Below are 13674 nucleotides of genomic sequence, written 5' to 3'. Positions count from 1 at the left end.
CGGCCCGCTCACCGAGACTCGTCGCAGCAGCCGCCTTGACGCAGGTTGCGGCGATAAACATAACAACAGAGAGAGAATCATGTCATACAGCCCTGCCCCTGACCAAGGCCAAGACGTCACCCGCAATGCGCTGTATCGGCGCATTACCCTGCGGCTGATTCCGTTCATCTTCATCTGCTACCTGTTCAACTACCTGGACCGGGTCAACGTCGGCTTCGCCAAGCTGCAGATGCTCGATGCACTCACGTTCAGCGAAACCATCTACGGCCTGGGTGCCGGGATCTTCTTCATCGGCTACGTACTGTGCGGCCTGCCCAGCAACCTGGCGCTCAATCGCTTCGGCCCACGGCGCTGGATCGCGCTGATGATGATCGCCTGGGGCACGCTGTCGACCTGCCTGCTGTTCGTCACCACGCCCATGGAGTTCTATGTGCTGCGCCTGTTTACCGGCGCCGCCGAAGCGGGCTTCTTCCCCGGCATCGTGCTGTACCTTTCGCGCTGGTTCCCGGCGGCCCGCCGCGGGCGGATCATGGCCCTGTTCATGTCGGCGATCCCAGTGTCCGGGCTGCTCGGCGGGCCGTTCTCGGGCTGGATTCTCAATCACTTCGCCGCCGGCCAGCATGGCCTGGCCGGCTGGCAGTGGATGTTCCTGATCCAGGGCCTGCCCACCGTACTGCTGGGCTTTCTGGCTATTTTCCTGCTCAGTGACGGCTACGCCAAGGCCAAGTGGCTGAGCCCTGCTGAACGCCAGATCATCGAGGCCGACCTCAAGGCCGATGCCGCCGGCAAACCGCTGACCACCAGCGACAGCGTACTGTCGGTGTTCGCCAACCCGCTGATCTGGACCTTCGGTTTCGTCTACTTCTGTATCCAGAGCGGGGTTTACGCGATCAACTTCTGGCTGCCGTCGATCATCAAGAACCTGGGCTTCAACGATGCCCTGCTGATCGGCTGGCTGAGCGCGATCCCCTACCTGCTGGCCGGGGTGTTCATGCTGCTGGTCGGGCGCTCGGCTGACCTGCGCAACGAGCGTCGCTGGCATTTGGTGGTGCCGATGCTGATGGGTGCCCTGGGCCTGCTGATTGCGGTCAACTTCGCCCACAGCCCGGTGATCGCTATCATCGGCCTGAGCATCGCCACCATGGGCGCCCTCACCGGCCTGCCGATGTTCTGGCCCATGCCCACCGCGCTGCTGAGCGCCGGTACCGCGGTGGCGGGCCTGGCGATCATCAACTCGGTCGGGCAGATGGCGGGGTTTCTAAGCCCGTACCTGGTCGGGTTCATCAAGGACCAGACCGGCTCCACCGATGCCGCGCTGTATTCGCTGGCGGGGTTGATTGTGTTTGGCAGCCTGGTGGCGTTGCGGGTTTCGCGGGTGCGGGCTTCCGGGACGGTGGCTGAGCCGGCGAACTGAGGTAACCCCATCGCGGGGCAAGCCCGCTCCTGCAATATGTGGGAGCGGGCTTGCCCCGCGATGCTTTAAATCGGAGGTGGAACTGTGTAAAACAGATCGAATTCCAACCGCGAAGGGACTTTCGATCATGATCTACCGTCCTCTGGGCCACAGCGGCCTGCAGGTGTCCGCACTGACCCTGGGCAGCATGATGTTCGGCGAGCCGACCAGCACCGAAGACTCGCTGCGTATCATCGACAAGGCCTGGGACCAGGGCATCAACTTCATCGATACCGCCAACGTATACAACGCCGGGCGTAGCGAAGAAATCGTCGGCGAGGCCATCGCCCGCAACCGCCAGGACTGGATTCTCGCCTCCAAGGTCGGCTTCGGCCCCGCCGAGGGCCTGCCCAACCGCAGCGGCCTGAACCGCAAGCATATCTTCAATGCCATCGACGCCAGCCTGACCCGGCTGGGCACCGATTACCTGGACATCTATTACCTGCACCGCGAAGACCATAGCACCCCGCTGGAGGTCAGCGTCAGCGCCATCGGCGACCTGCTGCGCCAGGGCAAGATCCGCCACTGGGGAGTGTCCAACTTCCGTGGCTGGCGCATCGCCGAAATCTGTAACCTGGCCGAGCGCCTGGGCGTGGCCAAGCCTGTGGTCAGCCAGCCGCTGTACAACATCGTCAACCGCCAGGCCGAGCCCGAGCAGCTCACCGCCGCCGCTTACCATGGCCTGGGCATCGTGCCGTTCAGCCCGTTGGCCCGTGGCGTGCTCAGCGGCAAGTACAGCCCCAACGCCAACCCCGATGCCAACAGCCGCGCCGGGCGCCAGGACAAGCGCATCCTGGAGACCGAATGGCGGCCCGAATCGCTGGAAATCGCCCAGAAGATCCATGCCTATACCCAGGCCAAGGGCGTCGGCATGGTCGAGTTCGCGATTGCCTGGGTGCTCAACAACCAGCTGATCAGCTCGGCCATTGTCGGCCCGCGCACCGAAGCCCAGTGGGACACCTACAGCGGCGCCCTGGCGGTGAAGATCACGGCTGAAGACGAAGCCTTCATCGATTCGCTGGTCACTCCGGGCCACGCCTCGACCCACGGCTACAACGATGCCGCGCACTTCGTCAGCGGGCGCCTGGCGCGCTAAGTTCGCTGCCGAGCAGGTGGCTGATGGCAGCTTTGAGCCTCATCGGCCGCACCGGCTTGTGCATCAGGGTGTGGCCTTGTTCGCGCACTTGCTGCTTGAGCTCGTTGCTGTAGTTGGCGGTGATCATCAACGCGGCCAGCGGCACACGCCGTTGGGCGTTGATCGCCGCCACCGCATCGACGCCATTGCGGCCGTTGTCCAGGTGATAGTCGGCGATCAGCAGGTCGGCGTCGGCGCGGTCGGTCGCCACCTGACGCACCAGGTCCTGTTCGCTCAAGGCGGTTACCACCTCGCACCCCCACTGCTCCAGCAAGGTGCGCATCCCCGCACAGATCGCCGCGTCGTTATCCAGCACCCAGATGCGTGCGCCCTCCAGGCGTTCGCGCAGCGGCTCACTGAGGTCAGGCTCCACCGCTCTTTGCGGTGCCCGTTGGCTTTGCGGTACGCCAATGGCAAACACCGAGCCTTTGCCGGGCACTGAACGCAACTGCAGGCGGTGGCCGAGAATCCCGGCGATTTTGTCGACGATCGCCAGGCCAAGCCCCAATCCGCGATCCTGGTCCGGACGCTGGATATCACCACGCTTGAACTCCTGGAAGACTTCCTCACGGCGGTCCTCGGCGATGCCGATACCGGTGTCCCAGACTTCGATCCACAGCACCGCGCCACGACGCCGGCAGCCAAGCAGCACGCGTCCACGCGGGGTATAGCGAATGGCATTGCTGAGCAGGTTGCGCAGGATCCGCGCCAACAACTGGATATCGCTGTGCACGCTCAGGCGGCACGGCACGTAATCCAGGCGCAGGCCTTCACTGGCGGCGGCATGGGCATATTCGGCGGCGAGGTTGTCGAGCAGGTCACTGACCGCGAAAGTCGCCAGGTCTGCCTTGATCACCCCGGCATCGAGCTTGGAGATGTCCACCAGGGTGCCCAGCAGGTTCTCGACATCATCCAGCGAGTTGCTGACGTTGCGCACCAGCGCCGGGTTGGCGCTGCTTTGTTCGAGCAAAGCGCTGGTGAACAGCCGCGCAGCGTTCAAGGGTTGCAGCAGGTCATGGCTGACGGCGGCGAGAAACTTGGTCTTCGACAGGTTGGCCTGCTCGGCCTCCTGTTTAGCCTTGCTCAGTTCGGCGGTGCGTTCACGCACGCGCACTTCGAGGTTCTGGTAAGCCTGGTGCAAGGCCTCGGCGGTGCGCCGGCGCTCGGTAATGTCGCGGATCAGCACGAAGATCCCGACCACCTCGCCATGGGCCAGGCGATTGGGCACGTAGGAGCGCAGCATGTAACGTTCCTGGCCGTTGACATGGGTTTCGGCGCATTCGAATGTCACGCTTTCGCCGGCCAGGGCCCGCTGGATGTAGCCCTCCAGGCGCTGATAGTGCTCAGGGCTGTGCACCTCGCGCAGGCTCTGCCCAAGCATCACCCCCGGCGGCCAGCAGTACCACTGCTCGTACACCTTGTTGGTGAACTCGTAGACCAACTCGGCATTGAGGTAAGCGATCAAGGCCGGAACATGGTCGGTGATCAGGCGGATCCAGCGCTCGCTTTCGCTCAGCGCTTCTGCGTGCTGGTAACGCTCGGTGATGTCGGTGAAGGTGTTGACGAAGCCGCCGGTGGGCAGCGGGTGGGTGCGGATCTCGAGCATGCGGCCATCGAACAGGCGTTGTTCCCGTTCATGCACGCAGCGGCCATTGCCGTCACGACTGGCCGGGGTCAGCAGGGCCAATTCGCTGTCGGCGATCACCTCGGCAAAACTGCGGTGCGCAGCGATCGGTGCCAGGCCGCTGAGTTCGAGAAAGCGCCGGTTCCACAATTCCAGCACGCCATCGGCATTGACCATGGCCACGCCCTGGGAAAGGTTGTCGACCGCCCGTTGCAGCAAATAGGATTTCTGCGCCACCGCCTGCTCGCGGCGCCGGGTTTCGCTGTGCTTGACCTCGGTGATATCAGTGAACAGCATCACCCGTCCGCCGTCGCGGGTCGCCCGCTCGCTGACCTGCAGCCAGCGTCCGCCTTGCAATCGGTACAGCAGGTGATCGTCATTGGCGCCGCGTTGCTCTTCGCTGAACAGGCCGCTGCTGTGCATCAGGCGCTTGACCTCGGCCAGGCGCATGCCGCTGATGATGCGGATACGGCTGCCTGCCCAGAACGCCTTGAAGCGGCTGTTGAACAGCACGATGCGCAAGTCCGGATCGAACAGCACGAAAGCGTCGGAAATACTCTCGATGGCATCGACCAGGTACTGGTGAGCGGTCTCGGCGCGCAAGCGCGCATCGCTGAGCAGGTGGTTGCTGGCCTTGAGTTCGACCAGGGTCTGGTTAAGGGCATCGGTGCGTTCACGCACCTGCTCGGCCAGCACCACCGAATGCTGAAACGCCGCATAGGAATCGTCCGGCCGCGCCGCCCCCGACTCCAGGCGTTCGATCAGTGCGGCGTTGATCCGTAGCAGCTTATGGTTGGCCCGCTGCAGCTCGGCCAAGCGCTGGTCACTGCTGTCGCTGGCCACGGGGCCGTCCGATGGCAACGCCGGTGAAGGTCTGGTTGATGTGCATGCCATTGAACTGTTCTCCGTAGGAGTTAAAGCCCAGCACCCGCTGGCGGCGCAGGAAACTGCCGACTTCGGCCAGGCTGTCGCTGCCTTCCAGCTCCAGGCGGCGCAGGAAGCAATCGCAACCGATGGCCAGCAACAGCGGCCCGAGGCGCTCCCGCAGCCCGTCGAACAGGCCTTCAAGGTTGGGCAACAAGGGGCCGGGACGCATGGCGGTGAGGACGATGCCGTTTTCTACCGCGCAGTAGAAGCTCAGGCTCAGGTCCTCGTGGACCTGCTGAATGGCACGTACGTAATAGCGCTCGTTGATCCGCACCGCCAGCGGGTGGGCGGCGAAGGTACGGTGGTTGATCTGGCTGACCGGCACACCGATCAGTTGTGCGTATTCCAGCGCGGCAGGCTCGGCATTGAGCTCGTAGACCCGGCGCAGGTTGCGGTCGGCGCGGGTGACCACCAGTTTCTCCGTGCGTGGTTCGATGTGATGGGTGGTGAACACCTCGAAGTCCAGCCAGGTATTGACCAGCAACACCACGGCGGCGCCGCTGCGAAAAGCACCGTCGAAATAGACGTGGGTGTGGTTGAGGTAATTGTCATCGCCTGCCGAGCCGCCAAAATGCGGAATATCGCCTAGCGCTGCACTGAGCGCCGCCAGGACCATCTCCTCGCGGCTGGACAGGCCGTCGAGCAAGGTCAGGGCAAAGCTGTGGCCCTTGATCGGTGCCAGGGTATTGCTGCGGCACTCGCCCACCAGCCGCTCGACCGTGGCTTGTGCCTGGATCAGGCTGAACGCCGGCATGGCGTCGATCAGTTCCGCGGCAATCGAGAACTGGCGGTGATCAAAGCCCAGGGCGGTGATGCAGCCCCGGCCATAGCCGTCGGGGGTCAGTTCGCCGGCGCTGGTGCAACCGGCCAGGCGAATGCCGCCAAAGCTCTGTTGCAGGGCCTGGGCCAGGGCAGGCAGGTCGTACTCGGCGGAGCAAAAGAACAGCACGAAGCCCAGGTGCGGGTGCAGCAACTGGCTGGCCAGTTCCTGGGCGGCAAGCTCAGCGGCACTGGCCCGCGACACGGCACTGATCACGCCCTCGGCCGGGAACTGCTGCATGGGTGCCTCCTGGGTGGGCGTTGGTGGATGCAGGCAGTGTAGGGAGGGGCGAGAGCGGGCCGAATGCTACTTGGGTACTGGGTGTGGGTGGCATTGGTTGTAGAGCCAAACCTGTGGGAGCTGGCTTGCCAGCGATGAGGCCGGTCCAGCTTGCACATAACCTGTCGCCTGGACTGCGACCGCTGCGCGCTCGATCGCCGGCAAGTCCGGTTCCCACAGGATTGGCAGTGGTCATGAGATTAGTGCAGTACCTGTGGGAGCGGGCTTGACCCGCGATGAGGCCAGTGCAGCCAGCACATCATGCGGCGTCTGGATTACGACCGCTGCGCGCTCGATCGCCGGCAAGTCCGGCTCCCACAGGATTGGCAGTGGTCTTGAGATTGGTGCAGTACTTGTGGGAGCGGGCTTGACCCGCGATGAGGCCAGTGCAGCCAGCACATCATGCGGCGTCTGGATTACGACCGCTGCGCGCTCGATCGCCGGCAAGTCCGGCTCCCACAGGATTGGCAGTGCGCTCAAGTCTTGTGTTTACCAGGTCAGCACCGCCCCCACGGCAAAGGTATCGGTATCCTCGTTCTGCGCATCGCCCTCATGCCCGTCGATCTCGAACTGGTTGTACTCGGCCACCAGCTTGAGGTTGTCGTTGATGTCATGAAACAGCGCGATACCGCGGGTTTCATAATCGGCGCCGGTGTTCACCGCGCCGTTGCCGTCATCCTTGGTCTTGCCATAGGACAGCGCCACGCGGTTCTTGCCGACCTTGTACGAGCCCTGCAGCAAATAACCCTTGCTGTCGACTTCGCGCAACGTGGCCTCACCGGCGTTGTTGGTGAAGAACGGGTTGATGCCCTTGGCGGTAAAGCCCGAGCCGGTCAGGGAGAAGCCACCCATCTTCGCCTGCACGCCATAGCCCAGGCCTTTGGAGGTGACCGAATCAACCCGGCTATCGGTATTGTCCGAGGTCTGGTAGGTGCCGTTGAGCCAGCTGTAGAGCTGCGCCCCACCCAGGTCGAACTGGTAGGTGATCTCGCTCTCGGTACGCGGGTTTTCCTGGTAGGCCTTGCCCACCGCGCTGTCGTCGTTGGTATCGACCGGGTCCATGATCCCCACGGCAATGCGCAAGCCTTCCATCACTGGCGTGCGGTAAGTGATCTGCGAGGTCGGGAACGGGTACGGATAACCGCTGCCGATGTTGCCGAACGACACGCCGCCGCCATCGACCAGGCCCAGGGTGTCACTGACTTGGCCATAGCCTGCGAGCAGCTCATCGAGGAGGATGTTGGAGCGGGCGAACAGGCCGAAGTCCTTGCCGATCAGCACCTCGCCCCACTCGGGGTTGGCCACGGTGCCGTAGAACTGGCGCACGTCGATGGCGGTGTCGGTGCCATTGGTTTCGCTGTCATTGATGGTCACCCAGAACGAGGCGCGGCCACCGAGCTTGAGGTCATCCACCTGGCGGGTCATGTTGAAGCCCAGGTAGTTGGGCAAAAAGCCCATCTTCACCCGCGACTGTCGACGATCGTACTGCTCCCCCGCCCGATCGACGTCGCTGTTGACGTAGAAGGCGTTGATATAGCCGTCGGTGGAAAAGGTCGTCTGCTCCTTGTCGTAGAGCATGATTTCGGCATCGGCCAAGGGGCTCAGACTCAGGGCGGCAAGGCTGGTCAGCAAGGGCAGGAAACGGCGATTGGCATTGTTATTGTTGTGCATGGCGCTCTCCGCAAACGGGGGGACGAATGTCGGAGGCGATTATCGAAACCTTCGCCAGGCAGCCATACGCTGCCTTGGCACCGGCCGGGTACTGCTTTGGCGGCGCGGGCCTGGCTCCCCGCACGCGGAACTACTCCTCTGAACTAAGCCCTTGCCCGCCGGTGCCACAAGGCTAAAGTGGCAAGACCCGGTGCGTTAGGCGCAATCAGCCATGCAAAAATGCAGACTCAGCCTGCAGATTTACGGATTGTATTGGGCAATTTTGCACTGATAGGATCCTTCGATCCTCTAGCGTCTATCCAGACCGTGTTAAAACACATGGAAAATCAATAACAAAGCAGGGAGACAGCGATGACCGCGCACGCTCAAGCGCCAACCGACGCCCATGTACTGGCCGAGGTTCGCAACCATATCGGTCACTTGACCCTCAACCGCCCCGCCGGCCTCAACGCCCTGACCCTGGACATGGTGCGCAGCTTGCAGCGCCACCTGGATACCTGGGCCAGTGACCCGCAGGTGCAGGCCGTGGTGCTGCGTGGCGAAGGCCCGAAAGGCTTCTGCGCCGGCGGCGACATCCGTTCGCTGTACGACAGCTACAAGGCCGGCGACAGCCTGCACCGGGATTTCTTCGTCGAGGAATACGCCCTCGACCTGTGCATCCACCATTACCCCAAGCCGGTCCTGGCCCTGATGGACGGCTTTACCCTCGGCGGCGGCATGGGCCTGGCCCAGGGTGCCGATCTGCGCGTGGTCACCGAGCGCAGCCGCCTGGCCATGCCGGAAACCGCCATCGGCTACTTCCCGGATGTCGGCGGCAGTTATTTTCTTTCGCGCATTCCTGGCGAGCTGGGCACCTACCTGGGGGTCAGCGGCGTACAGGTGCAGGCGGCCGATGCGCTGTACTGCGGCCTGGCCGACTGGTACCTGGACAGCAGCAAGCTGGCCAGCCTTGATGAACGCCTCGACACCCTGAGCTTTGGCGAACACCCGCTCAAGGACCTGCAAAGCGTGCTGGCCAAGCTTGGCACCCAGGTGCTCGAAGACGCGCCATTGGCCAGGTTGCGCCCGGCCATCGATCACTTCTTCGCCCTGGCCGATGTCGGCAGTATCGTAGAGCAATTGCGGGCAGTCACCGTGGCCGACAGCCACGAATGGGCGGTGAAAACCGCCGACCTGCTGGAAAGCCGCTCGCCTTTGGCCATGGCCGTGACCCTGGAGATGCTGCGCCGTGGCCGCCACCTGGGCCTGGAAGACTGCTTCGCCATGGAACTGCACCTGGACCGCCAGTGGTTCGAGCATGGCGACCTGATCGAAGGCGTGCGCGCACTGATCATCGACAAGGACAAGCAGCCACGCTGGAACCCCACCACCCTCGCCGGCCTCAACCGCCAGCGCGTGGATCAATTCTTCGAAGGCCTGTGAGGCCTGGAGTACGCAGATGCAAGACCTGGAACTGACTGAAGAACAGATCATGATCCGCGACATGGCCCGGGATTTCGCCCGCGGCGAGATCGCCCCCCATGCCCAGGCTTGGGAAAAGGCCGGCTGGATCGATGATGGCGTGGTGCAGAAGATGGGCGAGCTGGGCCTGCTCGGCATGGTCGTGCCCGAGCAATGGGGCGGCAGCTACACCGACTATGTCGCCTACGCCCTGGCGGTCGAGGAGATCGCCGCCGGCGATGGTGCCACCGGCGCACTGATGAGCATCCACAACTCGGTGGGCTGCGGCCCCCTGCTCGCCTACGGCAGCGCCGAGCAGCAACAGACCTGGCTCGAACGCCTGGCCAGCGGGCAAGTGATCGGCTGCTTCTGCCTGACCGAACCGCAGGCCGGCTCCGAGGCCCACAACCTGCGCACCCGCGCCGAACTGCAGGGCGATCACTGGGTGATCAACGGCGCCAAGCAGTTCGTCAGCAATGCCCGGCGCGCCGGGCTTGCCATCGTCTTCGCGGTGACCGACCCGGAGCTGGGGAAAAAAGGCATCTCGGCCTTCCTGGTGCCCACCGACAATGAAGGCTTCGTGGTCGATCGCAGCGAGCACAAGATGGGCATCCGCGCCTCCGACACCTGCGCGGTAACCCTGAACAACTGCCGCATCCCCGCCGCCAATATGCTCGGCGAACGCGGCAAGGGCCTGGCTATTGCCCTGTCCAACCTCGAAGGCGGGCGTATCGGCATTGCCGCCCAGGCCCTGGGTATTGCCCGCGCAGCGTTCGAGGCAGCGCTGCTGTACTCGCGCGACCGCATCCAGTTCGGCAAGCCGATCAACGAGCACCAGAGCATCGCCAACCTGCTGGCCGACATGCAGGTGCAGATCAACGCCGCGCGGCTGTTGATCCTCCACGCCGCACGCCTGCGCAGCGCCGGCAAGCCGTGCCTGAGCGAGGCTTCACAGGCCAAGCTGTTCGCCTCGGAAATGGCCGAGCGGGTGTGCTCCAAGGCGATTCAGGTGCATGGCGGCTATGGCTACCTGGAGGACTACCCGGTCGAGCGCTACTACCGGGATGCGCGCATTACCCAGATCTACGAAGGCTCGAGCGAGATCCAGCGCATGTTGATTGCGCGGGAGCTCAAGCACTATCCGCTATAAGTCCAGCGCCGGGCCGGACACTTCGCCCTCACGATGTTCATGCGAAGCGTCACAGGCCCGGCAGGCAACGGTAGCCAACCGATAACCACTGACATACAGCACGTTGCCATGGGCGATGGGGAAGATCCGGCCAACGCCGATGGACAGGCTATAGGCATAATCCGGATGCGGTGGAGTACCTAGAAACACCATCGCACTGCCCGGCCAGTTACCTTCATCGTCTTGCAGCCAGCCGTTGGCGCGCAGGTCTCCCCATTCACTCCACAGTTGCCCCTGGCCGCGCTCGCCTTCACGATGGATCACCTCGCCAATGGTGGGCAGTTGCAGGCGCTCGCGCAGGCAATAGTCTTGTGCCGAAGTAAAGGTAAACAGCTGCCTTGGCGGTTTCTCGAACCACTTCAGCGGCGCATCCAGGCGGTAGCTGGCGTGGCGTCCATCGTCACCATCGGCGGAGATGAACAACGGTTGTTGCAGTTGCCCAAGCAGGGTCACCTCACCGGTTCCATCCACCGAGGCCAGCTCCGGGTGGCTAACACTGAAACGCAACGGCGGCACCAGGCCAATCGGCCTGCGGCGCAAACGCGCACCGGCAAAACCGGTAACCGGTGCAAAACGCCCGGTGACCCAGCCGTTGACCTCGAACGGTTGCCAGCCCAGCGGGTTGATCAGCAACTCCAGCGCTTCGAAGTTCAGGGCGTTGGCTTCCAGTTCCGAACCGTCGAAGCAGGCTTTAAACTCCAGGGTGAACGGGCTGCTGGGCATCAGCTGCAGCAGCACATCACGCGGGATCGTCAGGTTCAAACCGCTGGCAATCTGCTCGGGGTCATCCAGTACGCCGTCGAACAAGGTGAGGTTCAGCGGTCCGTTTTCGCTGATGCCATGCAACCTCAACCAGGCCCATTGGCCCAGGGCGATAAAGGGCCAGGGCGCAACCTGAAAGTGCGCGTCGCCCTCGAAGTCGGCCAGATCAAGGCCACCGTCGTGCGCTTCGAGCACCTGCGTCGGCGGCAGTTCGCTGAGCGTTTCAATGCGCAGTTCCAGCGGGCTTGAGAAACGCGGCAATTGCCCATCGACACTCACGGTGTAACGCACCGTAACCAGGCTCTGCTGCGGGCGAATGTTGGCGCCGACCACCGTCGCGGGTACCAGGATGTCAACCACGCCAGAGGCGTTGCCTGGCTCGGGCAGCGAAGTCCATTCGCCCGCGCTGTGCTCGCCCTGCCACTCGAGGACGATTTGCTGGTCTGCGCTCATGCCCTCATAGGCGACCCGCACCTGCAGACCGTCTACAGCATCGAGGGGATCGAGCACAGCGTCCGGGGCCACGGGTACTTCAGGTGGCGGCAGGTCGATATCCAGCTCGCCCACCGTCAGGTTCAGCAGGTGCGAGGCGCGCCCGGGCCGTGCGGCACTGCTGACGATATAGCTCACCTGAACCTGCTGGCCCTGGCTGGCCAGGACGATATCGCGCGGTACCCGGAACACCGGCGGTTGCGCGGCATCCTCGACCGGCTTGCGCTCACTGGCAAAGCCCTGGTCATCGAAGCCGTGCCAGAAATAGGTCACCCAACTGCCCGGCAGCACGTCCTCGCCCACTGGAATGACCAGCGTTGCGCCCTCGTCGCCCAGGTCCGCAGGTGCCAGCATGCCGTCCTTCGCCTCAAGCACGTCAGGGGCGTCGAGCAGCGCCAGCGCATCACCGATCTGCAGGAACAACGAAGGCGAACGCTCGGCGTCGACCAGGTAGTAGAGCTCGGCACGCTGGCCCCACAACTGCGTTACATAGCGCTGGGGAATAGTGTGCTCGATAAGCCTGCGGCCATCTTCGAGGTCTTCTTCGTCGAGAATCAGCAGTTGCTCATGGAACACCCGCCCATTGTCGAAGCGCTTGCCGGTCCAGACGATGCGAACCGATTGCCCAACCCGTATCCAGGGGTAGAAGGGTATCTGCACAGTAGCCGGCGAGTCGGGCTGCAGATGGTTGTCTTCGTTGGCCTGCTCGACCCGGGGCAAGGCCAGCGCCGTTCGCTCGTCGGTAAAAATGACCGGCACCTGGGGTGACGCCAGGTGCGGCTGCCCCTCGCGCAGGCGGTGATAGGATACCGCCGCAGTACCCTGGCCGAGGGTGCTGGCCAGCGCGTTGGGCACGTTGAATGTCACCGGCCCCGGCACTTGCGTCACTGGCTGTACAGCCTGCAGCGGTACCGGTTCGCCATTGCAGGCAACACCGTCGAAGAACAACGCCAGCGAATCACCGACGCGAAAGTGATAGTCGTAGGTCGAGACCACAACCAGCAGGTCGCGGGCGGTGAGGTTGCCCACCACCGCCCGACAGCCACTCTCGCCTCCGTCGGCACCTCTGATCGTGACGCAGGGTGTGGGCAGTGGGTCGGCGTTGAGCCGCACGCGTACCTCCACGCGCGGTGACCAAGGACTCCCAAGTTCGCCCTCGGAGCTATTGAGTACTTCGTCAATCACGCGGTACTGCACCAGCAGGTGATAGGTCGGGTTATTGACGGCCTGATTACTGTCACCAGCGGCCCTGATCACATCGCCGGGCACCGAAAGGGTCAGTTCACCGCCGACCTCGTCATGGCCTAACACATGGCTGAAACGCTGACCGCCCCACTCCACCTCGAGCCGATCGCGCACACGCATGCCAGGGTAAGCGTCGATGCTCAGTTGCACCCGATCGACGTTGGAGCTTGTAACTTGTGTGACATTCAATCGCGGTGCGGCCAGTTGCGAATGCTCACCAGGCGCGGGCTGGCCCGGGCGCTCGAGCTTGACCAGCACCCGTATGGGCGCGGATTGTTGCCAGCCGCTGCCGGGTTGCCACAGTGCATAGTGGACACTGACCTGGCCTTCGCCAAGGGCGTTGGCCGGGACTGAAAGGTGTACGGTGTGGCCGACTTCAGGGTCACCAAGCACCCGCAACGTCAGCGGCTGCCCGGCCCAATACAGGCGCAAGCGATCGCCTGCCTGCTGGCCGGGCCAAGGCTCGATGGCCACAGCCAGCGAACCGCTGGTGTCCAGCATCGCCAGGTTGACCCCGGCATCGCCGGCGACTTCGTTACCCTCATCGTCTTCAACAATGACAGCAATGTCTGCCCCCACGGGCACGCGAACCACAGGTAATTCCAGCAACGAAGTCATAGGTTTTCCTCCTGAGCGG

8 protein-coding genes are annotated in these 13674 nt (G+C 63.6%); 4 read left to right on the top strand and 4 right to left on the bottom strand.

The genetic code is table 11. The annotated features are described in order from the left end of the window. Nucleotides 1–79: 79 nt before the first annotated feature. Together NLX68_RS22755 and NLX68_RS22750 are read left to right on the top strand one after the other, a co-directional pair. A complete protein-coding gene (locus tag NLX68_RS22755; protein ID WP_254285906.1) occupies nucleotides 80–1414 on the top strand; it encodes an MFS transporter in 1335 nt (444 codons plus the stop codon). 127 nt (nucleotides 1415–1541) lie between these two features. Beyond that, on the top strand, nucleotides 1542–2549 hold the full coding sequence (locus tag NLX68_RS22750; protein WP_254285905.1) for an aldo/keto reductase: 1008 nt from the start codon (nucleotides 1542–1544) through the stop codon (nucleotides 2547–2549). Here NLX68_RS22750 and NLX68_RS22745 read toward each other — a convergent pair. From NLX68_RS22745 to NLX68_RS22735, 3 genes are all read right to left on the bottom strand, one after another. Continuing rightward, complete coding sequence (locus tag NLX68_RS22745) at nucleotides 2527–5106, bottom strand: PAS domain-containing hybrid sensor histidine kinase/response regulator (RefSeq protein WP_254285904.1); 2580 nt, start codon at nucleotides 5104–5106, stop codon at nucleotides 2527–2529. The genes NLX68_RS22750 and NLX68_RS22745 overlap by 23 nt on opposite strands. Further along, entirely contained in the window at nucleotides 5036–6199 is a 1164-nt protein-coding gene (gene nosP / locus NLX68_RS22740) for a nitric oxide-sensing protein NosP (protein WP_254285903.1), read from the bottom strand. The genes NLX68_RS22745 and nosP overlap by 71 nt, the downstream gene beginning before the upstream one ends. 528 nt (nucleotides 6200–6727) lie before the next feature. Next, complete coding sequence (locus NLX68_RS22735) at nucleotides 6728–7909, bottom strand: porin (protein WP_254285902.1); 1182 nt, start codon at nucleotides 7907–7909, stop codon at nucleotides 6728–6730. Between the two features lie 351 nt (nucleotides 7910–8260). Here NLX68_RS22735 and NLX68_RS22730 point away from each other — a divergent pair, with 351 nt between their 5' ends. Both NLX68_RS22730 and NLX68_RS22725 read left to right on the top strand, forming a co-directional pair. After that, the gene (locus tag NLX68_RS22730) at nucleotides 8261–9331 is read left to right on the top strand and encodes an enoyl-CoA hydratase/isomerase family protein (RefSeq protein WP_254285901.1); all 1071 of its coding nucleotides are present in this window, start codon (nucleotides 8261–8263) and stop codon (nucleotides 9329–9331) included. A 16-nt stretch (nucleotides 9332–9347) separates the two neighbouring features. Beyond that, nucleotides 9348–10499, top strand: a complete 1152-nt coding sequence (locus tag NLX68_RS22725; protein WP_254285900.1) for an acyl-CoA dehydrogenase family protein — start codon at nucleotides 9348–9350, stop codon at nucleotides 10497–10499. Here NLX68_RS22725 and NLX68_RS22720 read toward each other — a convergent pair. Next, nucleotides 10494–13655, bottom strand: a complete 3162-nt coding sequence (locus tag NLX68_RS22720; protein WP_254285899.1) for a hypothetical protein — start codon at nucleotides 13653–13655, stop codon at nucleotides 10494–10496. The two genes, NLX68_RS22725 and NLX68_RS22720, sit on opposite strands and share 6 nt — an antisense overlap. Between the last annotated feature and the right edge of the window lie 19 nt (nucleotides 13656–13674).

It is taken from the genome of Pseudomonas sp. SBB6 (genome assembly GCF_024213215.1).
Classification (GTDB): domain Bacteria; phylum Pseudomonadota; class Gammaproteobacteria; order Pseudomonadales; family Pseudomonadaceae; genus Aquipseudomonas; species Aquipseudomonas donghuensis.
Note: the sequence above shows the minus strand (reverse complement) of the source record. Positions and strands in the feature narration are given on the sequence as shown.